Origin of the sequence: uncultured Stenotrophomonas sp. (assembly GCF_945952405.1) — a bacterium.
GTDB lineage: Bacteria > Pseudomonadota > Gammaproteobacteria > Xanthomonadales > Xanthomonadaceae > Stenotrophomonas.
Window position 1 is genome coordinate 36,453 of record NZ_CAMFIA010000009.1, and the last position, 26,751, is coordinate 63,203.

Consider the following 26,751-nt stretch of genomic DNA (forward strand, 5'->3'; position numbering starts at 1 on the left):
TGCGTCCACGTGGAAATGAGCATTACCCCTGGGAGGGACGTGAAGCTAGGCAGTGCAGTGTGAAGGACGCGTGCAGGTGCGACACGTGCCAAATGTCCTGTGCGGCTGAATGCGTCACGGAGTACCATCACCCACCCTTTTGCCTCTGGAGCCGACCTGCATGCGTCCTGGTGCGACCACGCGTGACCGCTGGATCTGGATGACGTCCGCCGTGCTGCTGGCCGCGACCATCGCGCTGGAAGTGGTGGTTCCGCTCGGCTATGCGGTGTGGCTGGCCTACTTCCTGGCCGTTGGCGTCACCTTGTTCCAGCGCAGTCCGCGGGCGCCCTTCGTGGTGGCCGCGCTGGCCTGCGTGTTGCTGGTCATCGGTTACAACATCGCGCCGGCCAGCACCAACTCCGCGTTCTCCTTCGTCAACCGCAGCATTGGCGGGTGTGCGTTCCTGATGATCGCGCTGATCGTGTCGCGGGCGATCCAGGCGCGGCGTGAGGCAATGCGCGCGCTGTGGCTGCAGGAGGCCGAGAACGCCGTGGCGATGAGCCTGCGCGGCGATCTGGGGCCGGAACAGATCGCCGAGGCGGCCGCGACCAGCCTCGGCGGCCAGCTGCAGGCCGATGTCGCTGCCGTGTACCGACTGGAAGGTGGACGGCTGCAGTTGACCGGGGGCATGGCCTTGCCGACCGGGATTCCGGCGTCGCTGGCGCTGCAGGAAGGCGTGGCCGGGCAGGTGTCGCGCGATGAACGCATCCGCCACCTGGAGGCTGACGAAGCCGCGGTGCTTGAACTGCAGACCAGCCTGGGGCGGCTGCCGGTGCGTGAACGCATCCTGGCGCCGATCAGCAGCGATGGCGCGGTGGTCGGTGTCATCGAGCTGGGCCGGGCTCGCGCCGGGCAGCAGCGCGACCTGGATCGTGAACTGCTGGAACGCTGCGCCGAGACCATCGGCATGGCATTGCGCGCCTCATTGCTGCGCGCACAGCTGGTGGTCCTGCTGGAGGAGTCGCAGCGCCAGGGTGAGGAGCTGCAGGCCCAGCAGGAAGAGCTGCGCGTGGCCAACGAGGAGCTGGAAGAGCAGAGCCGCAGCCTGCTGCAGTCGCAGAGCCACCTGGAAGAACAGCAGGCCGAGCTGGAGCAGAGCAACGTCCAGCTGGAAGAGCGCACCCATGAACTGGAGGCGCAGAAGCAGGCGCTGCTGGTCGCGCAGGGGCAGCTGGTACGCAACAGCAATGAGCTGGCCGCCACCTCGCGCTACAAGTCCGAGTTCCTGGCCAACATGTCGCATGAGCTGCGCACGCCGCTGAACAGCTCGCTGATCCTGGCCAAGCTGCTGGCCGACAACAAGGACGGCACGCTGACCGCCGAACAGGTGAAGTACGCGCGCGCGATCCTGTCCTCCAACAACGACCTGCTGGCGCTGATCAACGACATCCTTGACCTGTCGCGGATCGAAGCCGGCCATGTCGAACTGAACGATGAAGTGGTGGTGGTCGGCAGTGTGCTGCAGCGCCTGCGCGAGACCTTCGAGCCGATGGCGCGGCAGAAGGGCCTGGCCCTGCAGATCGAGGCCGATGCGCTGGCGCCGAGCCAGCTGGTGGTCGACAGCCAGCGTCTGCAGCAGATCCTGAAGAACCTGCTGGCCAACGCCGTGAAGTTCACCGAGCACGGCAAGGTCAGCCTGCAGGTCCGTGCCGGCGGCAACGGGCGCGTCCGCTTCGAGGTGGCTGACAGCGGCATCGGTATTGCCCGCGAGCAGCTGCAGGTCATCTTCGAAGCGTTCCGCCAGGCCGACGGCAGCACGCGTCGCCGCTACGGCGGTACCGGCCTCGGCCTGTCGATCTCGCGTGACCTGGCCGAACGCATGGGCGGCAGCATCCAGGTTGACAGCGAACCGGGTCGCGGCAGCTGCTTCATCCTGGAATTGCCGCTGCACGGTGCGCCGGCAGCGGCACCTGCGGAAGCGCCTGCCGCCGTGGCAGCGTCCGCGCACCCGGTTGCGCCGGTTTCCGCAGCGCCTGTGACGCCGGCAACGGCTGCGGTCGCCGCCGCCGCGACCGCCCAGGTGGCGGATGACCGCGGTCGCCGGCAACGCGCCGGTCGCCTGATCCTGGCGGTGGAGGATGACGCCACCTTCGCCGAGGCGCTGGTGGAGCTGGCGCACGAACTGGATTTCGACTGCGTGGTTGCGACCACGGCTGAAGAGGCCCTGGCCCTGGCCAGCGAACTGCGCCCGAACGGCATCCTGCTCGACATCGGCCTGCCTGATGTGTCCGGTCTGAGCGTGCTGGAGCGCCTGAAGCGCAACCCGGACACCCGCCACATTCCGGTGCATGTGGTCTCGGCGATGGATCGCAGCCAGGTGGCACGCGAGCTGGGCGCGATCGGCTTTGCGATCAAGCCGACCACGCGCGAACGGCTGGCGGCGGCGATCGAGCAGCTGGAGCAGACCAGCCAGCGCGATGTGCGGCGCCTGCTGATCGTCGAGGATGACCGCGAGCTGCGCCACAACCTGGAACTGCTGCTGGGCCGCGAGCAGCTGCAGATCGTCGCCGTGGGCACCCTGGCCGGGGCACTGGAGCAGCTCAGCAGCGTCACCTTCGACTGCATGGTGATGGACCTGTCGCTGCCCGACGGCAGTGGCTATGACCTGCTAGAACACATGGCCGGCAACGATGATGTCGGCTTCCCGCCGGTGATCGTCTACACCGGCCGCGCGCTCGGCCGCGAGGAAGAGCAGCGCCTGCGCCGCTATTCGAAGAGCATCATCATCAAGGGCGCGCGTTCGCCGGAACGCCTGCTGGATGAGGTGACGCTGTTCCTGCACAGCGTCGAGGCCAGCCTGCCGACCGACCAGCAGCGCCTGCTGCGCGAGGCGCGCCGGCGCGACACCGTGCTGGACGGCCGTACCGTGCTGCTGGCCGAGGACGATGTGCGCAACATCTTCGCCCTGTCCAGCGTGCTCGAGCCGCTGGGCGTGACCCTGGAGATCGCGCGCAACGGCCAGGAAGCCGTGGACCGCCTGGCCGAACGCGAGGTCGACCTGGTGCTGATGGACATCATGATGCCGGAGAAGGACGGCTTGGCCGCGATGCGCGAGATCCGCGCGCAGCGCCACCTGCAGGACCTGCCGATCATCGCGCTGACCGCCAAGGCGATGCCGGACGACCGTGAACGCTGCCTGCAGGCCGGCGCCAACGACTACATCGCCAAGCCCATCGACGTCGACAAGCTGGTCTCGCTGTGCCGGGTCTGGTGCTCGCGGCAATGAACGAACAGGCGCTGTTCGACCTGGAGCTGAAGGTCCTGCTGGAAGCGCTGTACCAGCGCTACCACTACGATTTCCGCAGCTACGCGGTGTCTTCGCTGCGCCGGCGCATCCGCCAGGCGATGCAGCGCTATGGCTGCGAGCGCCTGGTCGACCTGCAGCATCGCCTGCTGCACGAGCCGGAGCTGTTTGCCCAGGCCATGCAGTTCTTCACCGTGCAGGTCTCGGAAATGTTCCGTGATCCGGCCTATTTCCGTGAGCTGCGCGAGCAGGTGGTACCGGTGCTGCGCACCTATCCCTCGGTGAAGCTGTGGGTGGCCGGCTGCAGCACCGGCGAGGAGGTCTGGTCGCTGGCGATCCTGCTGCACGAGGAAGGCCTGCTCGAGCGCAGCATCGTCTATGCCACCGACATCAATCCGGCGGCGCTGGCCACCGCCGAGGCCGGGGCCTACGGCATCGACCGCATGGCGCAGTTCAGCCGCAACTACCTGGCCGCGGGTGGCACGGCGTCGCTGTCCGATTACTACGCCACGGCCTACGACGGTGCGGTGTTCGACCGCCAGTTGCGCCGCAACGTGGTGTTTGCCGATCACAGCCTGGCCACCGATACGGTGTTCTCCGAAGTACACCTGGTGTCGTGCCGCAACGTGTTGATCTATTTCAATCGTGACCTGCAGGACCGTGCCGTGGGCCTGTTCCGTGAGGCACTGGTGCACCGTGGCTTCCTCGGCCTGGGCAGCAAGGAGTCGCTGCAGTTCGGGCGCCATCACGATGCGTTCGAGGTCTGCTCGCGCGAGCATCGCCTGTACCGGAAGGTTGCCTGATGGTGGTGCAGGCGCGCCCTGCAGTGCTGGTGGTCGGTGCCTCCGCAGGGGGCGTTGCGGCGTTGCAGGCCGTGCTCGGTGCGCTTCCTGCGCGGCTGCCGGTGCCGGTGCTGGCGGTGCTGCATCTGCCGCGTGATCGCAGCAGCCGCATTGCCGAAGTACTGGCGCCGTATTGCGCGCTGCCGGTGCGCGAGGCGGAGGACAAGCAGCCCCTGCAGCCCGGTACCGTGACGTTCGCGCCTCCGGACTACCATCTGCTGGTGGAGGATGCGGGCTCGGTCGCGCTGTCGGTTGATGCGCCGGTGCTGTACTCGCGCCCCGCCATCGACCCGCTGTTCGAATCGGCCGCTGCGGTGTTCGGCGCGCAGGTACTGGCGTTGCTGCTGACCGGTGCCAGCAGTGACGGCAGCGAAGGCGTGGCCGCTGTGCGCGGCGCCGGCGGCCGGGTCTGGCTGCAATGTCCCGAGGAGGCCGAGGCATCGATGATGCCGGCCTCCGCCCTGCAGCACGCCGGCGCCGATGCCGTGCTGCCCCTTGAATTGATGTGTCGTCGCCTGAAGGAGTTGTTTGCATGAACCTGTTGCCACCGGACCCTGCGCAGTCGCAGACCCCGGTCAACCTGCTGATCGTCGACGACGTGCCGCAGAACCTGGTGGCCATGCAGGCATTGCTGCAGCGCGAAGGGGTCACTCTGCTGCTGGCCGGCTCGGGTGCGCAGGCGCTGGAGCTGCTGCTCGAGCACGACGTGGCGCTGGCGCTGCTGGATGTGCACATGCCGGAGATCGACGGCTTCACCCTGGCCGAACTGATGCGGGGTTCGCATCGCAGCCGCACGGTGCCGATCATCTTCCTGACCGCGTCGCCGGATGACCCGCTGCGCGCGTTCAAGGGCTACGAGTCCGGAGCGGTTGATTTCCTGCACAAGCCGGTGGCGCCGCAGGTGATCCTGAGCAAGGTCAACGTCTTCATCGAGTTGTACCAGCAGCGTCAGCTGCTGAAGGCGCGCAACGAGGCGCTGGAACGTGCGCTCAAGCTCAACGAGACGATGGCGGCGGTGCTGACCCACGACCTGCGCACGCCCTTGTCGGCGATCCTGCTGTGTGCCGACAAGCTGGCGCTGGAGCTTCCTGCCGGCAATACGGGGGCGCAGCAGACGCTGGCTCACCTGGAGGCCAGCACCCTGCGCATGGCGCGGATGGTCGAACAGCTGCTGGATTTCTCGCGGATCCGCAGTGGCGGCCTGCGCCTGGAGGCGGCCGCCTGCGACCTGCGCGAAGTGGCCGACGCAGTGATCGCCGAGGCGGGTAGTGCGCACGGCCATGCGCGCATCCGTTTCGACGTGGTCGGCGATACGCGGCTGCAGGGCGACATGGATCGCCTGGGGCAGATCGCGGCCAACCTGGTGGGCAATGCGCTGACCCACGGCAGCGAGGCACATGTGCAGCTGGACGGAAGCGACGCGCGTTCCGTGCTGCTGCGGGTGAGCAATGCCGGGCGCATCGATGATGCGCTGTTGCCACGGTTGTTCGAACCGTTCAAGGCCAGCTTCCATCAGAGCAAGGGGCTCGGCCTCGGCCTGTACATCGTTGACCAGTTCGTACGTGCCCATGGTGGCTGGATCGGTGCGCGCAACGAGGCCGGCCAGGTGGTGTTTGAAGCGGTGCTGCCACGGCGCTCCGACGGTGCCGGCAGTCCCGCAAGCTGAACTCTTCAGGAAAAACGCGGCGGTACTGAGACGGGCTCGTCCGCAACTGCTACCGTGCGCTCACACCCAGCCAAGGAAGCAGCAATGCCATTGCGCGCCATCGCCTACGTCAGCCGGGCGCTGCCGGAGCTGTCCGTCGATCGCCTGCAGGCGCTGGTCGAAGACGCCGCCCGGTTCAACAAGATGGCCGGGGTGACCGGGGTGCTGCTGCATGACGGCGACCGTTTCGTGCAGTACATCGAAGGGCCGCCGGACGGTATCGATTCGGTCTATGAGCGCATCCTGCAGGCGGGCAGCCATGTCGACATCATTGAACTGGCGCGCGGCCGCCTTGGCCAGCGCCAGTTTCCGTACTGGTCGATGCGTGCGTTGCCGGTGGATGCGGCACTGCTGCGGCAGCTGACCGCCAGCGACTGGTCCGGCTTCAGCCGGTCGCTGGAAAGGGATCGTGCGGCACCGACCCCGATCGACCTTCTCGATGCGGTGGTACAGCCGGCGCTGCACGCGGTCTGAGCGCACGCCTGCTCAGCGCGTGCCGCCGCAGTAGGCAGCATGCAAGGCCTGCAGCACGCCCAGCGCCGGCCCTTGCAGTACGCGGTAGTGGATCGCCTGGGCTTCGCGGCGGGTGGCGACGATATCCAGTTCGCGCAGCACCGCCAGGTGTTGGGACAGCGCCGATGCGCTCAATCCGGTCAGCACCTGCAGCTCCGCGACCGGCGCCTCGCCTTCGACCAGACGGCACAGCACCCGCAACCGCGCCGGATGGGCGAGGCTCTTGAGCAGGGCCGCTGCCTGCAAGGCATGCTCGGCCATCGCGGCACTGTCGAGTGCGGGTCGGTCCATGCTTGACCTTTTACTTTAGAAAGATCTAATTTAGAAAAATCTAAATAAAAGGGCAAGCAGGTGACGGGATCGTATGAGGGCAGGGCATGAGCCTGCCATGGGCCGCCTTGTCCGGCGGTGCGTTGATCGGGGCGGCGGCGGTACTGTTGCTGGCGTCCATCGGCCGCGTCGCCGGCATCAGCGGCATCGCCAGCGGCAGCCTGCGCGCGCCACGGGGCGACCGCGGCTGGCGCTGGGCGTTCCTGCTCGGCCTGCTCGCGGCGGCGGCACTGGTGTTGTGGTGGCAATCGGCGCCTGAAGCAGCGCCGAAAGCGCTGCTGCGCGATGCCCTTCCGGCCTGGCAGCTGATCGGTGCCGGCCTGCTGGTGGGCTTCGGTACCCGGCTGGGCAGTGGCTGCACCAGCGGCCACGGCGTCTGCGGCATGGCCCGCGGCTCGAAGCGGTCGCTGCTGGCGGTCCTGGTGTTCATGGCCTGCGCGATGCTGACGACCTTCCTTGTCCGGCACGGCGGAGGCCTGGCATGAGCCGCGCGATTGGCGCCGCCGCGATGGCGGGCGCGTTGTTCGGCGCGGGGCTGGCGCTTTCGGGAATGACCGATGCACGTCGCGTGCTCGGCTTCCTCGATGTCAGCGGTGACTTCGACCCCAGCCTGATGTGGGTGCTGGGGGCAGCGCTGCTGGTCAGTGCCATCGGGCAGCGCTGGGTGTTGCGGCGCACGCAGCCGTGGTTCGCGCTGCGTTTCCAGTTGCCCAGCAGCCGCGATGTCGATACCCGCCTGCTGCTGGGCGCGGCCCTGTTCGGCATTGGCTGGGGCTGGGCGGGCTACTGCCCCGGGCCGGCCCTGGCCGGTGTGGCGGTGGCCTCGCGTGAGGCGCTGTGGTTCGTGCCGGCCATGCTGCTGGGTTTCTGGCTGCACGATCGCATCGTGCGCTGAGGCTTCACCCCTGTGTCACGATGGATCGGGTCAGATCCACGGACCACGGGGAAAGGAGCGTACTGACATGGCACGGACGAAGTGGAAGGGCAGGGCAATGCTGGCCTTGGCCCTGGCGGCCGCGATCTCGCCGGCACTGGCGTGTACGCGCGCGGTGTACCTGGGCGACAACGGCGATGTGATCACTGCGCGCTCGATGGACTGGAAGGTCGATGTCGCGACCAATCTCTATGTGCTTCCGCGCGGCATCGCACGTACCGGCCTGGCGGGTCCGAAGTCGCTGGCCTGGACCGCCCGCTATGGTTCGGTCGTTGCCACCGGGTACGACGTGTCGACCACCGATGGCATGAACGAGAAGGGCCTGGTCGCCAACCTGCTGTGGCTGGTGGAATCGGAGTATCCGCAGCAGCGCGGCAACAAGCCGGGCCTGGCGATCTCGTTGTGGGCGCAGTACGTGCTGGACAACTTCGCCACCGTGGACGAGGCCGTGGCCGCGCTGAAGCGCGAGCCGTATTCCATCGTCACCGACAAGGTGCCCGGTGAAGACCGCCAGGCCACGCTGCATCTGTCGCTGTCCGATGCGACCGGCGACAGTGCCATCGTCGAGTACATCGGCGGTCGCCAGGTCATCCACCATGACCGGCGCTACCAGGTGATGACCAACTCGCCGATCTTCGACCAGCAGCTCGCGCTCAACAGCTACTGGCAGCAGATCGGCGGCACGGTGATGCTGCCGGGTACCAATCGTTCGTCCGACCGCTTTGCGCGGGCTTCGTTCTACATCAACGCCATTCCCAAGGCCGAAGATCCGGTGGAGGCGCTGGCCAGCGTGTTCAGCGTGATCCGCAACGCGTCGGTGCCCTACGGCATCACCACGCCCGGCGAGCCGAACATCTCGTCCACGCGCTGGCGCACCGTGGCCGACCACAAGCGGCGGCTGTACTTCTTCGAATCGGCGCTGACCCCGAATACCTTCTGGGTTGACCTGAACAAGGTCGATTTCGGCGGCCAGGTGCTCAAGCTCGACCTCGGCAAGGATCAGCGCAACACCTTCGCCGGTGATGCGCTGGGCCACTTCGTGCCCAGCGCACCGTTCACCTTCCTCGGCATCGACGGTTAGTTCGATGCCTGGTTGGAGGCGGGATAGACCGCCTGGATCGTGCAGCTGCCGCGGGTGTACTGCGGCAGCGGCGCCAGTCCGGCGCTGCGCAGGTCACCGCCCTCGAAACCGGCGGTAACAATGCGATCGCCTGGATTGCCGCAGATCAGGCCATTCTGCAGGCCGGAGCGGAAGCTCAGCTGCGGCGCGCGATCGAGCTGGCGGCAATGGCTGCCCAGCTCGACACGGTAGTAGCGATGGCCGCCATTGCGGCGCGGGTTGGTCTCCACCAGCATGCCCTGCGGGTCGGACGACCAGGCGCGCACATTGCGGGTGGCGAAGCAGTACGACGGTGAGCCGCCGAAGCTGCGGCGCACGTCCTTGCGTTCGCGGATGGTCAGGGCAGGCAGGGTCGCCGTACGCAGGCGGTCGCTGTCGCGGGCCACGCTGGCGTAATCGCGATCCTGCACCGGAGTGACCGCGCTGATGGCACAGCGTCGGCCATCCACCACGACCCGCTCGCTGGGACGGCCGCAGGCCCAGCCGGCGGGCGCTTCCAGCTTCAGCGCGGTAGCCGCGCGGACGCCGGGGCAGTCCTCGCTGAAGTCGATGCGATAGGCCTGGCCGGAGGCCGCGCGCAGCGCGATCGAGCGCGGTGAGGCCTGCTCCACTTCCTGCACGCCGACTGCGTCCATGCAATGCGGGGCCGGTGGCGTGCGTTCCTGTGCCGGGGCCGGGGCGGCGAGCGCCAGGCCCAGGCTCGCGGCGAGCACCACGAGAACGTGCTGATGGGTCATGTCCTGCACTCCCTGCGTTGGATGACGGATCGACTATAGCAGCGGTTTGCACGGCCAGTGTTACACGCGCACACTGCGCCGATGGGCGCCATCTTCCACCTGCGGCACTACGGCCAGGCCACCGGCCTGGACCGTCATGACTATGCGCAATGGGTGCTGCCGCTGCAGGGGGAACTGCAGTTCGAGATGGAAGGGCGGGGCGGGCGCCTGGATCTGCTGCAGGGCGCCTTCGTGGCTGCCGGCGAAGCGCATGACCAGATGGCCGATGGCCCGAATGGTTTCGTGATCGTCGACTGCGCGCCGGGCGTGCTTGATGACGTGACCCAGGAACACCTGTGCCGCCAGCGCTGGCTGCATCTGCCGCTGGCATTGCGCCGGTGCCTGGCGGGTGTGCAGGCCGGCCAGCCGGTGCCGGCCCTGTTGCCACAGCTGCTGCAGGCATTTGCGCCGGCCGGCAGTGGCGCGCGCATGCAGGGGCTGTGTGCTGCCGTGCAGGCGCAGCCGGGCAGCACGTGGCCGGTGGCACGCATGGCTGCATTCGTGGGCGTGAGTGAGAGCCGGCTGCACGCGTTGTTCCAGCGCGAGTTCGGGCTCAGCCCACAGGCCTGGCTGAGCGCCTGTCGGCTGCGCTGGGCCAAGCACCAGCTGCGCGCCACTGCCGCGCCGATCAGCGATATCGCGCTGGCCGCAGGCTATTCCGAGCAGAGCGCACTGACCCGCGCGCTGCGTCGCGAATGCGGCCAGACCCCCGCCGCCTGGCGAAAGGGCGCCTGAACTGTAGAGCCGAGCCGATGCTCGGCTGCGCAGGAGCGTGTTGCCGTTGTAGGGCCGAGCCCATGCTCGGCTCCGCAACAGCGTGGTGCCCGGGCAGTAGCCTCGGTCAAGAGAGCCCTGCAGGTCAGCGATTACACTGCGCGGCCGCTTCTCCCCCGAAGAACCGAAATGCGCAACAACCCGATGGCCCTGGGCATCGCCAATGGCGTTGCCGCCGGTGCGCTGTGGGGCGTGGTCTTCCTCGCGCCCGCCGTGCTGCAGTCGTTCAATGCCCTGCAGCTGTCCGCAGGTCGTTACCTGGTCTATGGCTTGATCGCCGTGGTCCTGCTGCTGCCACGCTGGAAGCGGCTGGCACCGCGGCTGGGCCGTGCCGAGTGGTTTGGCCTGCTGTGGCTGAGCCTGGCCGGCAACCTGGTGTACTTCCTGCTGCTGGCCACGGCGGTGCAGTGGGCCGGTGGTGCCGCGGCGTCGCTGATTGTCGGCCTGATTCCGGTGGTGGTCACCCTGGTCGGTGTGCGCGAGCACGGCGCGGTGCCGCTGAAGCAGCTGCTGCCGGCACTGGGCCTGTGCGTACTGGGCGTGGCGCTGGTGGGCTGGGAAGCACTGATGTCCGAGCATCTCGCAACGCCATGGCGGCAACGCCTGATCGGGCTGCTGTGCGCGTTCGGTGCACTGTTCTCGTGGGCGCTGTACTCGATCGGCAACAGCCGCTGGCTGGCGCGCCGGCCGGATCTGTCCAGCCATGACTGGTCGTTGCTGACTGGCGTCACCACCGGTGGCCTGGCACTGCTGCTGGTGCCGATGGCCTTCATCGGGCATGCCGGCAGCCACACCGCGGCGCAGTGGAGTGGCTTCTGGGCGATCAGCGCCGGTGTGGCCGTGGTCGCCTCGATCCTTGGCAACGCGTTCTGGAATCGTGCCAGCCGCCTGCTGCCGCTCACCCTGACCGGCCAGATGATCGTGTTCGAGACCCTGTTCGCGCTGTTGTATGCCTTTGCCTGGCAAGTGCGCTGGCCGACCCTGCTGGAGGCCCTGGCGATCGTGTTGCTGGTGGCCGGCGTGCTGTTGTGTGCACACGCGCATCGCACCCCGCGGGCGATCGCCGAACATGCCGGGTGAATGCATTCCACAAGCGGGCAGATGCCCGCTTTGTCTCAGATGCAACCAAATGCCCGCATGTTGACCGATGATCGCGACAGCGGATTTTTGCATCGCAGCACTTGACAGCGGCCCGGCGCACGGTGTTTTCTGTGCGCCATGGTCCTTGATGCCGCCCACGCCAGCCTGATCGCCCCCGCCACTGCGGGCCGTTCGACTGCGCCGGTCGCCACCACCACCATTACCACCACCACCGTCACCACTGCCCTGGTGCGGCCCGTCGTCTTCGTGTAACTCCCGAAAACCACGGCCCCGCACCATCCAGGTGGCGGGGAAACTCGACACCTGCATGCGACGGGGCCTCCTGCCGAGGTCTGCATGTCTTCCCACGCCCCCGCTCATCCCGTAGTTCCGGCCGATCTGGCTGCGCCGTCCACCGTCGTGCACAAGTTCGGCGGCACTTCGGTGGCCGATGCCGAACGCTACCGCCATGTCGCCGGCCTGCTGCTGGCGCGTCCCGAATCGTTGCAGGTCACGGTCGTTTCAGCGATGAAGGGCGTCACTGACGCGCTGATCGAGCTGGCCCAGCTGGCGGCCAGCGGCAACGAAGGCTGGCGCGAAGCCTGGCACGCACTGCGCGCCCGACATCGTGGCGCGGCCGTGGCCCTGCTCGGCGAGCAGGTGGGTGAGACGGTTGAATGGATCGACGCGCGCTTCGAGCAGCTGTCCGAAGTGCTGGCAGCGCTGGCGGTGATCGGCGAACTGCCACGTGAGGTGCTCGACCGCGTGCAGGGCCTGGGCGAAGTGTTCTCGGCGCAGCTGCTTGGCACCCACCTGCGTGCGTTGGGGGAAGACTGCGCGGTGCTGGATGCGCGCGACGTGCTGGTGGTTGGGCATGGCGAACTGGGGGTGGACGTGGATTGGGAGGCCAGCGCCGACCGCCTGGCCAAATGGCGCCTGCAGCATCCGCAGCCGCGCCTGGTCGCCACCGGCTTCGTCGCCCGTGATCGGCATGACCGCATCACCACGCTCGGCCGCAATGGCAGCGATTATTCCGGTGCCATCTTCGCCGCGCTGTTCAACGCCGATGAGCTGCATATCTGGACCGATGTCGATGGCGTGCTGTCGGCCGACCCGCGGTTGGTGCCCGAGGCGGTGCAGCTGGAATCGCTGAGCTACGACGAGGCCTGCGAGCTGGCCTACTTCGGCGCCAAGGTGGTGCATCCGCAGACGATGTCGCCGGCGATCCGGCTCGGCCTGCCGATCTTCATCCGCAATACCTTCCAGCCGGCGCATCCGGGCACGCGCATCAGTGCCGAGCGTTCGCCACGCGGGCCGGTGAAGGGGCTGACGCTGAGCCCGGGACTGGCCCTGCTGAACCTGGAAGGCACCGGCCTGATCGGCGTGCCGGGCACCGCCGAACGCGTGTTCGCCGCGCTGCGCCAGGCGCAGGTGTCGGTGGTGATGATATCGCAGGGGTCCTCGGAACACTCGATCTGCTGCGTGGTGCGCGCGGCTGAAGCCGCACGTGGCCGCGAGGCACTGCTGCACGCGTTCGCGCATGAACTGTCGGTGGGCCAGGTGCAGCGCGTGCAGGTCAGCGAGGGGGTCAGCGTGCTGGCCGCGGTGGGTGACGGCATGGCCGGCCAGCCCGGCGTGGCGGCGCGCCTGTTCGAGGCACTGGGGCGTGCACAGGTGAACATCCTGGCCATCGCGCAGGGCTCGTCCGAACGCAACATCTCGGTGGCGGTCGACAGTGCCGATGCCACCCGAGCCTTGCGGGCCGCGCATGCCGGCTTCTGGCTGTCACCGCAGACCTTCGCGGTCGGCGTGATCGGGCCGGGCAATGTGGGGGCCGCCCTGCTGGACCAGCTGCTGGCGGCGGGCCCGCAGCTGCTGGCCAAGGCCAATGTCGACCTTCGCCTGCGCGCCCTGGCCTCGCGTTCGCGCATGCGGTTGGACGTGGATGGCCTGCACGCCGACTGGCGCGAGGCGTTGCAGCAGGCGGGCGAATCGAGTGACCTGGACCGCTTCACCGAACACCTGCTGGCCGCCCACCTGCCGCATGCGGTGGTGATCGACTGCAGTGGCAGTGCCGAGGTGGCCGAGCGCTACGAGGGCTGGCTGGCTGCCGGCATCCATGTGGTGACCCCGAACAAGCAGGCCGGTGCGGGACCGCTGCCGCGCTACCAGCGCATCCGCGCGGCCGCGGCAGCCAGCGGCGCACGCTTCCGCTACGAGGCCACGGTGGGCGCCGGGCTGCCGGTGATCACCACGCTGCGCGATCTGGTCGATACCGGCGACGAGGTGCTGGCCATCGAGGGCATCTTCTCTGGAACGCTGGCCTGGCTGTTCAATCGTTTCGACGGCAGCCAGCCGTTCTCCGCGCTGGTCGCGCAGGCGCGCGCGATGGGCTACACCGAGCCGGACCCGCGCGATGACCTGTCCGGCGTGGACGTGGCACGCAAGCTGGTGATCCTGGCGCGCGAGGCCGGTCACCCCCTCAGCCTGGAACAGGTCGAGGTGGAGAGCCTGGTGCCGGCGCTGCTGCGCGAAGGCAGCGTGGATGCGTTCATGGCGCGGCTGGGCGAGTCCGATGCCAGCCTGCTGCAGCGCCTGCAGGGCGCGCGTGCGCGTGGCGCAGTGCTGCGCTATGTCGCGCGCCTCGGTACGGATGGGGCTTCGGTGGGCCTGCAGGAGCTGCCGGCCGATCATGCCTTCGCCAACCTGCGCCTGACCGACAACGTGGTGCAGTTCCGTACCCGCCGCTACTGCGACAACCCGTTGGTGGTGCAGGGGCCGGGGGCGGGCCCGGAGGTGACCGCGGCCGGCGTGTTCGCCGATCTGCTACGGGTCGCCGCCGGCGAGGGGGCGCGCCTGTGATCGCACGTGCGTTCGCGCCGGCCTCGGTGGCCAACGTGGCGGTGGGCTTCGACATTCTCGGCCACGCCATTGCCGGGATCGGCGATACGGTGAGCGTACGCCGCCTCGACGCCGCGGAGGTACGCATCGAGGCGATCCGCGGCAGTGCCATCGCGCTGCCGCTGGATGCGGCAAGCAACACGGCCGGTGCCGCATTGATATCGCTGCGCGACGGCCTCGGCCTGGACTTCGGTTTCGCGATCGAGATCGACAAGGGCATACCGTTCGGCTCCGGCATGGGCGGCTCGGCCGCTTCGTGCGTCGCTGCACTGGTGGCCGCCAATGCCCTGCTGGAGACACCCCTGCCGCGCGAGGCGTTGTACCCCTATGCGCTGGATGGCGAAGCCGTGGCCAGTGGTGGCCGGCATGGTGACAACGTCGGCCCGTTGCTGCTCGGCGGGTTGGCGTTGTGCACCGCCGATCGGCTGGTGTCGATCCCGGTGCCGGCAGGCTGGCACAGCCTGCTGGTCCATCCGCACGCCGTACTGGAGACGCGTCGCGCCCGCCAGGCGCTGCAGGGGAGTTATGCGCTGGGCGAGTTCGTGGCGCAGAGCGCGAACCTGGCGCTGGTGCTCAGCGGCTGCCATCGCAGCGATGCCGCCCTGGTGCGGGCCGGGCTGCGCGACGTGCTGGTGGAACCGCGGCGGTCCGGCCTGATCGCCGGCTTCGAGGCGGCGCGCGACGCGGCACTGTCGGCGCAGGCGATGGGGGCGGGCATCTCCGGCGCCGGACCCAGCGTGTTCGCCTGGTTCGAAGACGCCGACCAGGCGCAGGCCGCCGCTGCAGCGGTGCAGGCAGCGTTCGCGGCCGCCGGCTTCGACAGCGATGCGTGGGTGTCACCGCTGGATGCGCCGGGAGCCCGGCTGTGCTGAATCCTTCCCCCCTTCTGGATACCGAACCCATGCACTTCGTTTCGACCCGTGGCCAATCCGCCGCCGTTGGCCTCAGCGCGGCGATCGCCGCTGGATTGGCACCCGATGGCGGGTTGTACGTGCCCGGGCAACTGCCGGCGGCGCGTGAGCTGCAGGCCGGCGCGACCCTGGCCGATACCGCCGCCGATCTGCTTGCGCCGTTCTTCGCTGGCGACGCACTGCAGGCCGCGCTGCCTTCGATCTGCCGTGAGGCCTTCGATTTTCCGGTGCCGCTGCGCCCGCTCGGTGGCGACGACCATGTGCTGGAGTTGTTCCATGGGCCGACCGCGGCCTTCAAGGACATTGGGGCGCGCTTCCTGGCAGGTACGCTGTCGCGCCTGCAGGCTGGCAAGGACCGCGACCTGACGATTGTCGTTGCCACCTCCGGCGATACCGGTGCGGCCGTGGCGGCGGCCTTCCATCGCCAGCCCGGAGTGAGGGTGGTGGTGCTGTATCCGGATGGCCGCGTGTCGCCACGCCAGGCGCACCAGCTCGGTTGTTTCGGTGACAACATCCGGGCACTGCGCGTGGCCGGTTCTTTCGACGATTGCCAGGCCCTGGCCAAGCAGGCGCTGGCCGATCGCGAACTGCAGGCGCAGGTGCCTTTGAGCTCGGCCAACAGCATCAGCCTGGGCCGCCTGCTGCCACAGATGAGCTATTACGCGCACGCGGCCCTGAGTCACTACGCCGGGCATCGTCGCCGGCTCAACCTGGTGGTACCGACCGGCAACCTGGGCAACGCGATGGCCGCGGTGCTGGCGCGCGCGCTGGGCGTGCCGATCGGGCAGATCGTGCTGTCCACCAACGCCAATGACGTGCTGCCGGCCTACTTCGGGGGGGGCGACTATCAGCCGCAGGCGAGCGTGGCGACGGTTGCCAACGCGATGGACGTGGGGGCACCGAGCAACTTCGAGCGCCTGCGCTGGCTCTACCAGGGCGACGACGCCGAACTGCGCGCGGCGTTCCGTGCCTTCGCGGTGGATGATGTGGCCATCCGCGCCACGATCGCCGCGGCGCATGCCAGCAGCGGCGAGCTGTTCTGCCCGCACACGGCGACCGCGGTGAGGGTGCTGCAGGACCTGCGTGCGCGCGGCGCGAAAGGCGACTGGGCGGTGGTGGCGACCGCGCATCCGGCCAAGTTCGAGGCGGTGGTCGAGCCACTGCTTGGCGGCCCGGTGGCGGTGCCGCCGGCGCTGGATGCGCTGCTGCAGCGACCGGCACATGCCGAACCGCTGGCGGCCGACTATGCGGCGTTGCGTCAGGTGTTGATGGGGTGACCGGAGAGGTGCGTGGTTGCCGGCCAGCGGCCGGCGCTACGCGATACGGTCAGATCAACCCTTCACCGGCCAGGTTGCGCAGCCCGTCTTCGTCGAGGATCTCCACCACGTTCAGGTGGGGCAGGGCGATCAGCGCCTGCTGGCGCAGCTTGGTGAAGGTGCGGCTGACCGTTTCCATGGTCAGCCCCAGATGGTCGGCAATGTCGCCACGACCCATCGGCAGCGACACGCGCAGGCCGTCGCCTCCGAGCCTGGCTTCGCGGGCGGCCAGGCGCAGCAGGAAGTCGGCCAGCTTCTCCGCCGGTTGCAGGCGCGCCAGCGCCAGCGCGGCGTCCTGCGCGGCATCCAGCTCCTGGCAGGCGCGCTGCAGCAGCTTGCGCTCCAGGTGCGGGAAGCGGCTGCGCAGCGCCTTCATCTGCGGCAGTGCGACGCGGCACACGCGGCTGTCGGCGATGGCCTCGATGTCGTAGCGGTGGTGGTCGCTGCCACTGAGACCCAGGTAGTCGCCGGGCAGCACGAAACCATTGATCTGGCGGCGACCGTCGGCCAGGGTGCGCACCAGGCGCAGCGCGCCGGCGGTCAATGTATAGACATGGTCGCGCTCTTCGCCGGTGCGGGCCAGGGTGCTGCCCATGCTGACCTGCTGCGAGACGGTGACCTGTTCCAGCGCCTGCACTTCATCGGGCGACAGCGCCGAGCACACCGCAAGGTGGCGAACCGAGCAGTGCAGGCAGTCCAGCGTGGGGCAGGACGGCGAGGCGGGATCGTTGGTGGCGGGCGGAGCGCCGGAAGGCCGTGACATGTTGCGGGGGGGCGTATCGCGGGCGGGGAGGGCCTTATGATACTTCAAGCGGCCGTTCGACCCTGCCCGAGGCGGGGGCGCTAGAATGTCGCCCCCCTCCCACGTCCCGTTCCAGCAGGAGTTCCGCCCGTGATCAAGCCCCGTACCCCGCCCGGCACCCTTGAACTGCTGCCGCGCGAGCAGATTGCGTTCCAGCGCATGCTGGACGTCATCCGCCGCAACTACGAGCGCTTCGGGTTCCTGCCGGTGGAGACCCCTGTGTTCGAGCTGTCCGATGTGCTGCTGACCAAGTCCGGTGGCGAGACCGAGCGCCAGGTGTACTTCGTGCAGTCCACCGGCGCACTGGCCAATGCCGCCGAATCGGGTGACCGTTCGCTGCCGGAAATGGCGCTGCGCTTCGACCTGACCGTGCCGCTGGCGCGCTACGTGGCTGAGCACGAGCACGAACTGACCTTCCCGTTCCGTCGCTACCAGATGCAGCGCGTGTACCGCGGTGAGCGCGCCCAGCGCGGCCGTTTCCGCGAGTTCTACCAGTGCGACGTCGACGTGATCGGCAAGGACAGCCTGAGCGTGCGCTACGACGCCGAAGTGCTGGCGGTCATCCACGCGGTGTTCTCGGAACTGCGCATCGGTGACTTCAGCATCCAGCTGAACAATCGCAAGCTGATGCGCGGCTTCTTCGAAAGCCTGGGCGTGGCCGAGGGCGAGCGCCAGCTGGCGGTGCTGCGCGAAGTGGACAAGCTGGACAAGCGTGGCGCCGACTATGTGCGCGAGACGCTGGTGGGCGAAGGCTTCGACATTCCGGCCGAGCAGGTCGAGAAGATCCTGGCGTTCGTGGCCGTGCGCTCGCAGGGGCATGCCGATGCACTGGCGCAGCTGACGGCGCTGGAAGTGGATGCGGCCTCGTCGGAGACGCTGCGTACCGGCGTTGCCGAGCTGCGTGAAGTGCTGCAGCTGGTGCAGGCGCTGGGCGTGCCGGAGGCCGCGTATTGCCTGAACTTCTCCATTGCCCGTGGCCTGGATTACTACACCGGCACCGTGTACGAGACCACCCTGACCGACCACCCGCAGATCGGCTCGATCTGCTCTGGTGGTCGCTATGAAGACCTGGCCAGCCATTACAGCAAGTCCAGGTTGCCGGGCGTGGGTATTTCGATCGGCCTGTCGCGCCTGTTCTGGCAGCTGCGCGAGGCCGGCCTGATCGATGGCATCGAAGGCAGCAGCGTGCAGGCGCTGGTCGCGCTGATGGACGAGCAGGGCATGCCGCAGTCGCTGGACATCGCGCGTCGCCTGCGCGCCGGTGGCATCAACACCGAAGTGCAGATGGAGCCGAAGAAGATCGGCAAGCAGTTCCAGTACGCCGCCAAGGCTGGCATCCGCTTCGTGGTGCTGGCCGGTGAAGACGAGCTGGCGCGTGGCGTGGTGGCGGTGAAGGACCTGCTGCGCGAGCAGCAGTTCGAAGTCTCGCGCGACGAACTGGCCAGCACCCTGCAGGTCGAGCTGGAGCAGTCCAAGGCAATGGCGTGAGACGTGCCGCCGCAGGGGTGCTGAGTGCGCTCCTGCTGGCGGGATGCCAGAGCGATCCGTCGCTGCACAGCACGCGGATCGGTCCCGACCGCTACCAGCTGGTGGTCGATCGCTGCCATGTGATCGACCGTGCCCAGCTTGAGCACGACCTGCGCGCCCTGGCCGCGAAAGCGTGCCGTGGCGGGGCGGCCGAGCTGCAGAACCTGCAGTCGCGGCCCAGCCGCCAGGGCAGTCTGTTCGGCGAATGCCTGCGGCGCGGCGCGCTGCAGGGCGAGGTACGCTGCGGCCCGGCCTGAAGCATTCCAAGTGGTTGATCGAGAACAGAAACGCCCACCCTTGGTGGGCGTTTTCCGTTTCCGTTTCCGTTAAAGCGGATCTGACCCCATGCCATCCCGGGTTTGACGCACTGCGCAAGAATGCGTTAATGTACTAACGCGCTATTACATTGATGCATGGATACGACCCCGTGAAAGCCCGCCCCGAAATTGCCGCCAAAGACCCGAAGGCCGACCTGGAAGCCCTGGCCCTGGCCTTTGCCGCCCTGCGCGAGCCGGAGCAGGTGCAGGCGTTCCTGCGTGACCTCTGCACCCCCGCCGAACTGGAGGCGATGGCCGACCGCTGGAAGGTGGTGCCGCTGCTGCAGCAGGGCGTGCCGTACCGCGAGATCCACGAGCGCACCGGGGTCAGTGTGACCACCACCGGGCGGGTGGCACGCACGCTGGAGCATGGCCATCGAGGCTATGCCGCAGCCATCGACCGCCTTGCCTCGCGCTGACCCGCGCCCCGTTCCGAACTTCGAGACCTCCCCCATGAGTGCAACCCAGGCAGCACCGGCACGCGACCGGCTGCGCATTGCCATCCAGAAGAGTGGCCGGCTGGCCGAACCTGCCCGCAACCTGCTCAGCGCCTGCGGACTGAGCTGGCGCGAGAGCCGCGACAAGCTGTTCTGCTACGGCGAGTCGCTGCCGGTGGACCTGTTGCTGGTGCGCGACGATGACATCCCGGGCCTGATTGCCGACGGCGTCTGCGACCTTGGCATCGTCGGCCGCAACGAACTGGACGAACAGGCCGCCGCGCGCCGTCAGGCCGGCCTGGCCGATGCCTACCAGGCACTGCGAGGGCTGGGCTTCGGCCAGTGCCGGCTGATGCTGGCGGTCCCCGAGGAATGGCAGTGGCAGGGCCCAGCGCAGCTGTCCGGTACCCGCATTGCCACCAGTTACCCGGCCATCCTCAAGCAGTGGCTGGTCGCGCAGGGCGTGGACGCGCAGGTGGTCGAACTGTCCGGCTCGGTGGAAATCGCCCCGCGCCTGGGAACCGCCGACCTGATCTGCGACCTGGTTTCCAGTGGCGCCACGCTGCGCGCCAACCAGTTGACTCCGGTACACAACCTGCTCGACAGCGAGGCGGTGCTGGCCGGCGCGGTGCGCGTGCCGGATGATGCGCGCGCGTCGCTGCGCGCGATGCTGCTGCGCCGCCTGGATGGCGTGGTGCAGCGCCAGGACCGCAAGCTGTTGATGTTCCGTGCCAGCGAGGATCGCGTGGATGCGCTGGCGCAGTTGCTGGCCGATGCCGAGCCGCTGGTGCGGCTGCCGGCCGATGGCGGTGCGCTGCGGCTGCAGACCATGTGCCCCGGCCCGTTGAGCTGGCAGCGCATGGAAGAACTCGAGCGCGCTGGCGCGCAGGGCCTGATGGTATTGAGCGTGGAGCGGTCGCTGGCATGAACCGATTGATCTGGTCCCGGCTTGATGAGGCCGCGCGCAGCGCGGCATTGACCCGCCCGGTGCAGGCGGTGGCGCAGCAGACCCGCGATGCCGTGGCCGCGCTGATCGCGCAGGTCCGCGTGCAGGGCGATGACGCGCTGCGTGCGATCACCGCACGCTTCGATGGTGTTGAACTGGCGTCCTTCGAGGTAACCGAGCGCGAATTCGCCGCCGCGGAAGCGGCCGTGCCGGCCGACCTGCGCCTGGCCATGGTGGATGCCGCCGAGCGTATCGCCCGCTTCCACGCTGCCGGCATGGGTAGCGGGTATGCGGTGGAGACTGCGCCGGGCGTGGTCTGCGAACGCATGCTGCGGCCGATCGGCCGGGTTGGCCTGTACGTGCCGGCGGGCAGCGCGCCACTGCCGTCGACCGCGCTGATGCTGGGTGTGCCGGCGCAGCTGGCGGGCTGCCCGCAGGTCGTGCTGTGCACGCCACCGCGCGCCGATGGCAGTGCCGATCCGGCGGTGCTGGTGGCCGCACGCCTGACCGGCGTGCAGCGCGTGTTCAAGCTTGGTGGCGCGCAGGCGATCGCCGCGATGGCCTATGGCACCGCCAGTGTTCCGGCCTGCGACAAGCTGTTCGGGCCGGGCAACAGTTTCGTGACCGAGGCCAAGCAGCAGATCGCACAGCAGGGCGCCGCCGCCATCGACATGCCGGCTGGCCCGTCGGAGGTGCTGGTGATTGCCGATGCCGGCGCCAATCCGGCGTTCGTGGCCGCGGATCTGCTGTCGCAGGCCGAGCATGGCCCGGATTCGCAGGTGCTGCTGCTGACCGATGATGCGCCGACGCTGGCGGCGGTCGAAGCCGAAGTGGAACGCCAGCTGGCCCAGTTGCCGCGCCAGCAGATCGCGCGGCAGGCGCTGTCGGCCTCGCGGCTGATCCAGGTCGATCGGCTGGATGAGGCCTTTGCGATCAGCAACCGCTATGCGCCGGAACACCTGATCCTGGCCCTGCGCGAACCGCGCCGCTGGCTGGACCAGGTGCAGGCGGCCGGCTCGGTGTTCCTCGGCGATTACACCCCCGAAGCGCTGGGCGACTACTGCAGTGGCACCAACCACGTGCTGCCCACCGCAGGCGCGGCGCGTGCCTACAGCGGGGTGAGTGTCGCCAGCTTCCAGAATCTGATCAGCGTGCAGAGTGCCAGTGCCGCCGGACTGGCCGCGATCGGTGGCTGCGCGCGCGTGATCGCCCGCGCCGAAGGCCTGGATGCGCACGAGCGGGCGGTCGCACTGCGCATGGAGGTGGCGGCATGAGCGCGCAGATCGATCAGGTCCTGGCCCTGCTGCGCCCCGATCTGCAGGACTTCGCCGGCTACAGCTCGGCACGCAGCACGGCACTGCAGGGCGAGATCTGGCTGAATGCCAACGAATCGGCCTGGGCCAGTCCGGCCGATGCGGGCGGCAGCAGCCGGCGCTATCCGGAGCCGCAGCCGCTGGCGCTGCGCGAGGGCCTGGCGGCGCTGTACGGCGTCGCCCCGCAGCAGCTGCTGGTGGGCCGTGGCAGCGATGAAGCCATCGATCTGCTGGTGCGCGCGTTGTGCGTGCCGGGCCGCGATGGCGTGCTGGTCACGCCGCCGGTGTTCGGCATGTACGCGGTCTGCGCGCGCCTGCAGGGTGCCGCCCTGATCGAGGTGCCGCTGGTCGATACCGAACACGGGCTGTGCGCCGATCTGCAGGCGGTGATCGAGGCCGCAAGGCAGCGCAACGCCAAGCTGGTGTTCCTGTGCGCACCGTCCAATCCGGCCGGCAGCGATATCGCGCTGGCCGAGGTTGAGCGGGTGGCCGTCGCGCTGCGTGGGCAGGCGCTGGTGGTCGTGGACGAAGCCTATGTCGAGTACGCGCAGCGTCCCTCGGCGACCACCCTGCTGTCGACCCACGCCAACCTGGCGGTGCTGCGCACGTTGTCGAAGGCGCATGCGCTGGCGGCCGCGCGCATCGGCTGCCTGATCGCGGCGCCGGAACTGATCGCGGTGCTGCGCCGCTGCCAGGCGCCTTACCCGGTGCCGACGCCGTGCGCCGAACTGGCCGTACAGGCATTGCAGCCGGCGGCACTGGCACGCACGGCCGGGCACGTAGCCACGGTGGTGGCCGAGCGCGAACGCCTGCGCTCGGCGCTGGCCGGGCTGCCCGGCGTACGCCGGGTGTACGCCTCGGCCGGCAACTACCTGCTGGTGCGCTTCGACGATGCGCAGGCTGCGTTCGACACGTTGCTGGCCGCTGGCGTGGTGGTGCGTGACCAGCGCGCCGCACCGCAGTTGGGTGACGCGCTGCGGATCAGCATCGGCAGTCCCGAACAGAACGACCGCGTGCTTGCGGTCCTGTCGGCGCGGAGGGCCGCAGCATGACCCCGATCCTGTTCATTGACCGCGACGGAACCCTCATCGAGGAGCCGTCGGACTTCCAGATCGATGCCTACGAAAAGCTGCGCTTCGTGCCGCAGGTGATCCCGGCGCTGCTGAAGCTGCGGGACGCGGGCTACCAGTTCGTTATCGTCACCAACCAGGATGGCTTGGGCAGCGACCGCTACCCGCGGGCCAGCTTCGACGGCCCGAACGACCTGATGCTGCAGATCTTCGAGAGCCAGGGCATCTGCTTCCGCGACGTGCTGATCGATTGCAGCTGGCCGCAGGACAACGCGCCCACCCGCAAGCCGGGCATCGGCCTGATGACCGCCTACCTGCAGGACCGCAGCATCGACTGGGCACGCTCGGCGATGGTCGGCGACCGCATCACCGACCTGCAGTTCGCCGACAACCTCAACATCCGCGGCTTCCAGCTGCGCACCGAGCAGTTCGGCGGCGACTGGGACTGGCCGCGCATCGCCCACGTGCTGGCCGATGCGCCGCGCACCGCGGTGGTCCAGCGCAACACGCGCGAGACCCGCATCCGCGTCGAACTGGACCTGGACCGCGCCGGCGATGCGCGCATCTCGACCGGACTGCCGTTCTTCGACCACATGCTGGAGCAGATCGGCAAGCACGGTGGCTTCGCCCTGGACATCCAGGCCGAGGGCGACCTGCACATCGACGAACACCACACCATCGAAGACACCGGCCTGGCGCTGGGGCAGGCGTTGCGCGAGGCGCTGGGCGACAAGCGCGGCATCGGCCGCTACGGCTTCACCCTGCCGATGGACGAGACCCTGGCCAGCGCCGCGCTGGACTTCAGCGGCCGCCCGTACTTCGTTTTCGAAGGTGCCTTCAAGCGCGAACGGGTGGGCGACATGCCGACCGAGCTGGTGCCGCACTTCTTCCGTTCGCTGTGTGATGCCAGCGGGCTGAACCTCAACCTGCAGGTACGCGGTGACAATGACCACCACAAGGTGGAGGCCTGCTTCAAGGCACTGGCGCGCGCGTTGCGCCCGGCACTGGCCCGCCAGGGCACGGCGCTGCCCAGCACCAAGGGGGCATTGTGAGCGATGTCGCGCTGATCGATGCCGGGGGGGCCAACCTGGGTTCGGTGCGCTACGCACTGGAACGCCTGGGCGCCCGCGTACGGCTGGTGCACGATGCCGACGGCCTGGCCGGCGCGCAGCGGGTGATCCTGCCCGGCGTCGGCGCCGCCGGGCCCGGCATGCAGCGCCTGCATGCGCAGGGCCTGGTGGAGCCGCTGCAGCGGCTTGAAGTCCCGCTGATGGGCATCTGCCTGGGTATGCAGCTGTTGTTCGAGCGTTCCGAGGAAGCGGGCGTGGAGACGCTGGGGCTGATCCCGGGCGTGGTGCGCAAGCTGGTGCCGGCCTGCGGTATCCGGGTGCCGCACATGGGTTGGAACCGTCTGCTGCCGCTGCGGCCGTCGCTGCTGCTGCAGGGCGTTGCCGAGCGCGCCAGCGCCTACTTCGTGCACAGCTATGCGGCACCACTCAACAGCCATACCGTCGCCGCGTGCGACCACGGTGGCCTGTTCACCGCCGTGGTGGAGCAGGGCCGCTATTTCGGCGCGCAGTTCCACCCGGAGCGTTCCGGCGAGACCGGTTCGCTGATGCTGCGCAACTTCCTCGAGGGCACTGCTGCATGAGTTTCATCGTCTACCCCGCGCTGGATATCCGCGATGGCCGCGTGGTGCGGCTGCGCCAGGGGGACTACGCCCAGGAAACCTCCTATGGCGACGATCCGCTGCCACGTGCACAGGCGTTCGCCGCGCAGGGTGCGCAGTGGATGCATCTGGTCGACCTGGACGCCGCACGCGCCGGTGGCTACACGCTGGCGCCGCTGCTGGCGGCGATCCGCGCGCAGACCCCGCTGCAGGTGCAGACCGGCGGCGGCGTGCGTGGCCGCGACGATGTGGCGCGCATCCTGGATGCGGGCGCCGGGCGGGTGGTGGTGGGCTCGCTGGCGGTGCGCCGCCCCGATGAAGTTGTGGGTTGGCTGGACGAATTCGGTGCCGAACGCCTCACGATCGCGCTTGATGCCCGCCAGGATGCGCAGGGCCAATGGCAGCTGCCGGTGCATGGCTGGACCGAGAATGCGGGCGTGACCCTGGATGACCTGGCGCAGCGCTATGCGCGTGCCGGCATGCGCCATCTGCTGTGCACCGATATCGCCCGCGACGGCATGCTCGCCGGGCCGAACATCAGCCTGTATGCACACCTCTCGGCACTGCTGCCGGGCGTGGCGGTACAGGCTTCGGGGGGCATCCGCGACGTTGCCGATGTCGGCGAGGCGCGCGCTGCCGGCTGTGGCGGCGCCATCCTCGGCAAGGCATTGCTGGAGCAGCGCATGGACCTGGCGGAGGCGCTGGCATGCTGAGCCGCCGCATCATTCCCTGCCTGGACGTGCGCGATGGCCGCGTGGTCAAGGGCGTGCGTTTCCGCGACCACGTCGACATGGGCGACATCGCCGAACTGGCGCAGCGCTATCGCGACCAGGGGGCCGACGAGCTGGTGTTCTATGACATCGGCGCCAGCCCCGAGGCACGCTCGGTGGATGTTGCGTGGATCGAGCGTATCGCGCGCCTGATCGACATCCCGTTCTGCGTGGCGGGCGGCATCGACAGTGTCGAAACCGCGCGCCGCGTGCTGTTTGCCGGTGCCGACAAGGTGTCGATCAATTCGCCGGCGCTGGGCCGTCCAGCACTGATCACCGAGTTGGCCGAGGAATTCGGCGTGCAGTGCGTGGTGGTCGGCGTTGATTCGGTGCGCGAGGGCGATGGCCAGTGGCGGGTGCGCCGGTTCAGCGGCGACCCGGACAAGACCCAGGCGGTACCGCTGCGTACCCTGGACTGGATCGTCGAGGCGCAGCAGCGGGGTGCCGGAGAGATCGTGCTGAACTGCATGGACAGCGATGGTGTCCGGCGTGGCTATGACGTGGCCCAGCTGCAGCAGGCGCGGGCACTGTGCCAGGTGCCGCTGATCGCGTCCGGCGGCGCCGGTGCCATGGAGCACTTCGCCGCGGCGTTCGACCAGGCCGATGTCGATGGCGCATTGGCCGCCAGCGTGTTCCACAGCGGCGCCATCGCCATTCCGGAATTGAAGCGCTATCTGCGCGGGCAACAGATCGAGGTGCGGGATGTCTATTGAAGTACGGCCGTCATTGGACGCGCTGCAGGCGCTGGACTGGGGCAAGGGCGACGGCCTGCTGCCGGTCGTGGTGCAGGACGCCGATACGCTGCAGGTGCTGATGCTGGGCTATGCGAGCGCCGAATCGCTGGCAGCCACGCTGGACATCGGCCACATGACCTTCTTCAGCCGCAGCAGGCAACGGCTGTGGACCAAGGGCGAGCAGTCCGGCAACGTGCTGGTGGTGCAGTCGATCAGCGTCGACTGCGATGCCGATACGCTGCTGGTGGTGGCCCGTCCGGCCGGGCCGACCTGCCATACCGGCGCCGAAAGCTGCTTCGACCAGGCGCCCCGCGATTTCCTCGGCGGGCTGGACCAGCTGGTGGCGATGCGCGAGGCACAGCGCCCCGCGGGCAGCTACACCACCGGCCTGTTCGAGGCAGGCATTCGCCGCATCGCGCAGAAGGTGGGCGAGGAAGGGGTGGAGACCGCGTTGGCGGCGGTGGCGCAGGACGACGAGGCGCTGCTGGGCGAGGCTTCGGATCTGCTGTACCACCTGCTGGTGCTGCTGCGCGCGCGTGGGTTGTCGCTGCAGGATGCGCGCCGGGTGCTGGAGAAGCGCCATCGTTGATGAAGGTGTGTGGACCCAGGGTCCGCACCCACCCCGGCAATGCAGCCGGGCATCGCTCGGCTCTACAATGTGCGGTCTCTTTTTTCCGGATC

Annotated in this window: 28 protein-coding genes; 25 read left to right on the forward strand and 3 right to left on the reverse strand. The window is 68.8% G+C overall.

The genetic code is table 11. From position 1 onward, the window contains the following. The first annotated feature begins 160 nt into the window (after window positions 1-160). The 5 genes from Q0P60_RS11075 (at window position 161) to Q0P60_RS11095 (ending at window position 6,304) form a co-directional block, all read left to right on the forward strand. A complete protein-coding gene (locus Q0P60_RS11075; RefSeq protein WP_294992790.1) occupies window positions 161-3,265 on the forward strand; it encodes a response regulator in 3,105 nt (1,034 codons plus the stop codon). Then, window positions 3,262-4,086, forward strand: coding sequence for a CheR family methyltransferase (locus tag Q0P60_RS11080; protein ID WP_294992793.1), 825 nt, complete (start codon window positions 3,262-3,264; stop codon window positions 4,084-4,086). Before Q0P60_RS11075 ends, Q0P60_RS11080 begins: the two co-directional genes overlap by 4 nt. Then, window positions 4,086-4,661, forward strand: coding sequence for a chemotaxis protein CheB (locus Q0P60_RS11085; RefSeq protein ID WP_294992796.1), 576 nt, complete (start codon window positions 4,086-4,088; stop codon window positions 4,659-4,661). The genes Q0P60_RS11080 and Q0P60_RS11085 overlap by 1 nt, the downstream gene beginning before the upstream one ends. Further along, on the forward strand, window positions 4,658-5,791 hold the full coding sequence (locus Q0P60_RS11090) for a hybrid sensor histidine kinase/response regulator (RefSeq protein ID WP_294992800.1): 1,134 nt from the start codon (window positions 4,658-4,660) through the stop codon (window positions 5,789-5,791). The genes Q0P60_RS11085 and Q0P60_RS11090 overlap by 4 nt, the downstream gene beginning before the upstream one ends. 84 nt (window positions 5,792-5,875) lie before the next feature. Then, window positions 5,876-6,304, forward strand: coding sequence for a BLUF domain-containing protein (locus tag Q0P60_RS11095; protein ID WP_294992803.1), 429 nt, complete (start codon window positions 5,876-5,878; stop codon window positions 6,302-6,304). A 12-nt stretch (window positions 6,305-6,316) separates the two neighbouring features. Here the strand turns inward: Q0P60_RS11095 and Q0P60_RS11100 are convergent, their stop codons facing one another. Continuing rightward, a complete protein-coding gene (locus Q0P60_RS11100; RefSeq protein ID WP_294992807.1) occupies window positions 6,317-6,634 on the reverse strand; it encodes a metalloregulator ArsR/SmtB family transcription factor in 318 nt (105 codons plus the stop codon). Between the two features lie 86 nt (window positions 6,635-6,720). Here Q0P60_RS11100 and Q0P60_RS11105 point away from each other — a divergent pair, with 86 nt between their 5' ends. The 3 genes from Q0P60_RS11105 to Q0P60_RS11115 all read left to right on the forward strand — a co-directional run bounded on the left by Q0P60_RS11105 (window position 6,721) and on the right by Q0P60_RS11115 (window position 8,688). After that, on the forward strand, window positions 6,721-7,158 hold the full coding sequence (locus tag Q0P60_RS11105) for a YeeE/YedE thiosulfate transporter family protein (protein WP_294992812.1): 438 nt from the start codon (window positions 6,721-6,723) through the stop codon (window positions 7,156-7,158). Beyond that, window positions 7,155-7,568 carry a DUF6691 family protein gene (locus tag Q0P60_RS11110; RefSeq protein ID WP_294992815.1) on the forward strand — a complete coding sequence of 138 codons (414 nt, stop codon included), beginning with the start codon at window positions 7,155-7,157 and terminating at the stop codon, window positions 7,566-7,568. Before Q0P60_RS11105 ends, Q0P60_RS11110 begins: the two co-directional genes overlap by 4 nt. Window positions 7,569-7,635: 67 nt before the next feature. After that, window positions 7,636-8,688 carry a linear amide C-N hydrolase gene (locus Q0P60_RS11115; RefSeq protein ID WP_294992820.1) on the forward strand — a complete coding sequence of 351 codons (1,053 nt, stop codon included), beginning with the start codon at window positions 7,636-7,638 and terminating at the stop codon, window positions 8,686-8,688. Here Q0P60_RS11115 and Q0P60_RS11120 read toward each other — a convergent pair. After that, window positions 8,685-9,464, reverse strand: coding sequence for a DUF6491 family protein (locus Q0P60_RS11120; protein ID WP_294992825.1), 780 nt, complete (start codon window positions 9,462-9,464; stop codon window positions 8,685-8,687). The genes Q0P60_RS11115 and Q0P60_RS11120 overlap by 4 nt on opposite strands. Window positions 9,465-9,545: 81 nt before the next feature. On the opposite strand from Q0P60_RS11120, the gene Q0P60_RS11125 reads away from it, so the two are divergent. The 6 genes from Q0P60_RS11125 (at window position 9,546) to thrC (ending at window position 16,446) form a co-directional block, all read left to right on the forward strand. Continuing rightward, window positions 9,546-10,238, forward strand: coding sequence for an AraC family transcriptional regulator (locus Q0P60_RS11125; RefSeq protein ID WP_294992828.1), 693 nt, complete (start codon window positions 9,546-9,548; stop codon window positions 10,236-10,238). 168 nt (window positions 10,239-10,406) lie between these two features. Continuing rightward, entirely contained in the window at window positions 10,407-11,357 is a 951-nt protein-coding gene (locus Q0P60_RS11130; RefSeq protein WP_294992831.1) for a DMT family transporter, read from the forward strand. Between the two features lie 138 nt (window positions 11,358-11,495). Then, window positions 11,496-11,630, forward strand: a complete 135-nt coding sequence (locus Q0P60_RS11135; protein WP_005413160.1) for a hypothetical protein — start codon at window positions 11,496-11,498, stop codon at window positions 11,628-11,630. An 84-nt stretch (window positions 11,631-11,714) separates the two neighbouring features. Further along, window positions 11,715-14,219: a bifunctional aspartate kinase/homoserine dehydrogenase I gene (gene thrA, locus Q0P60_RS11140; protein ID WP_294992839.1), complete on the forward strand. Its 2,505-nt coding sequence runs from the start codon at window positions 11,715-11,717 to the stop codon at window positions 14,217-14,219. After that, window positions 14,216-15,130, forward strand: a complete 915-nt coding sequence (locus tag Q0P60_RS11145) for a homoserine kinase (protein ID WP_294992843.1) — start codon at window positions 14,216-14,218, stop codon at window positions 15,128-15,130. Before thrA ends, Q0P60_RS11145 begins: the two co-directional genes overlap by 4 nt. 29 nt (window positions 15,131-15,159) lie before the next feature. Beyond that, a complete protein-coding gene (thrC, locus tag Q0P60_RS11150) occupies window positions 15,160-16,446 on the forward strand; it encodes a threonine synthase (protein ID WP_294992847.1) in 1,287 nt (428 codons plus the stop codon). Between the two features lie 49 nt (window positions 16,447-16,495). Here the strand turns inward: thrC and Q0P60_RS11155 are convergent, their stop codons facing one another. Next, window positions 16,496-17,248 carry a helix-turn-helix domain-containing protein gene (locus Q0P60_RS11155; RefSeq protein WP_294992852.1) on the reverse strand — a complete coding sequence of 251 codons (753 nt, stop codon included), beginning with the start codon at window positions 17,246-17,248 and terminating at the stop codon, window positions 16,496-16,498. 129 nt (window positions 17,249-17,377) lie between these two features. Between Q0P60_RS11155 and hisS the strand changes: the two genes are divergently transcribed. The 11 genes from hisS to hisIE all read left to right on the forward strand — a co-directional run bounded on the left by hisS (window position 17,378) and on the right by hisIE (window position 26,659). Continuing rightward, a complete protein-coding gene (gene hisS / locus Q0P60_RS11160) occupies window positions 17,378-18,775 on the forward strand; it encodes a histidine--tRNA ligase (protein WP_294992856.1) in 1,398 nt (465 codons plus the stop codon). After that, window positions 18,772-19,071, forward strand: a complete 300-nt coding sequence (locus Q0P60_RS11165) for a hypothetical protein (RefSeq protein WP_294992859.1) — start codon at window positions 18,772-18,774, stop codon at window positions 19,069-19,071. The genes hisS and Q0P60_RS11165 overlap by 4 nt, the downstream gene beginning before the upstream one ends. A gap of 170 nt (window positions 19,072-19,241) precedes the next feature. Continuing rightward, a complete protein-coding gene (locus Q0P60_RS11170; RefSeq protein ID WP_345780329.1) occupies window positions 19,242-19,550 on the forward strand; it encodes a YerC/YecD family TrpR-related protein in 309 nt (102 codons plus the stop codon). A 34-nt stretch (window positions 19,551-19,584) separates the two neighbouring features. Further along, window positions 19,585-20,496 (forward strand): ATP phosphoribosyltransferase, encoded by a 912-nt coding sequence (gene hisG, locus Q0P60_RS11175; RefSeq protein ID WP_294992867.1) that lies wholly within the window; start codon window positions 19,585-19,587, stop codon window positions 20,494-20,496. Continuing rightward, on the forward strand, window positions 20,493-21,788 hold the full coding sequence (gene hisD / locus Q0P60_RS11180) for a histidinol dehydrogenase (RefSeq protein ID WP_294992871.1): 1,296 nt from the start codon (window positions 20,493-20,495) through the stop codon (window positions 21,786-21,788). The genes hisG and hisD overlap by 4 nt, the downstream gene beginning before the upstream one ends. Further along, window positions 21,785-22,879, forward strand: a complete 1,095-nt coding sequence (hisC, locus tag Q0P60_RS11185) for a histidinol-phosphate transaminase (protein WP_294992875.1) — start codon at window positions 21,785-21,787, stop codon at window positions 22,877-22,879. The genes hisD and hisC overlap by 4 nt, the downstream gene beginning before the upstream one ends. Continuing rightward, the gene (gene hisB, locus Q0P60_RS11190) at window positions 22,876-23,949 is read left to right on the forward strand and encodes a bifunctional histidinol-phosphatase/imidazoleglycerol-phosphate dehydratase HisB (RefSeq protein WP_294992878.1); all 1,074 of its coding nucleotides are present in this window, start codon (window positions 22,876-22,878) and stop codon (window positions 23,947-23,949) included. The genes hisC and hisB overlap by 4 nt, the downstream gene beginning before the upstream one ends. Beyond that, entirely contained in the window at window positions 23,946-24,548 is a 603-nt protein-coding gene (gene hisH / locus Q0P60_RS11195; protein ID WP_294992881.1) for an imidazole glycerol phosphate synthase subunit HisH, read from the forward strand. Before hisB ends, hisH begins: the two co-directional genes overlap by 4 nt. Then, window positions 24,545-25,279 (forward strand): 1-(5-phosphoribosyl)-5-[(5-phosphoribosylamino)methylideneamino]imidazole-4-carboxamide isomerase, encoded by a 735-nt coding sequence (hisA, locus tag Q0P60_RS11200; protein WP_294992884.1) that lies wholly within the window; start codon window positions 24,545-24,547, stop codon window positions 25,277-25,279. The genes hisH and hisA overlap by 4 nt, the downstream gene beginning before the upstream one ends. Further along, window positions 25,273-26,049, forward strand: a complete 777-nt coding sequence (gene hisF / locus Q0P60_RS11205; RefSeq protein ID WP_294992887.1) for an imidazole glycerol phosphate synthase subunit HisF — start codon at window positions 25,273-25,275, stop codon at window positions 26,047-26,049. The genes hisA and hisF overlap by 7 nt, the downstream gene beginning before the upstream one ends. Then, a complete protein-coding gene (gene hisIE / locus Q0P60_RS11210) occupies window positions 26,039-26,659 on the forward strand; it encodes a bifunctional phosphoribosyl-AMP cyclohydrolase/phosphoribosyl-ATP diphosphatase HisIE (protein ID WP_294992890.1) in 621 nt (206 codons plus the stop codon). The genes hisF and hisIE overlap by 11 nt, the downstream gene beginning before the upstream one ends. Window positions 26,660-26,751: the final 92 nt, after the last annotated feature.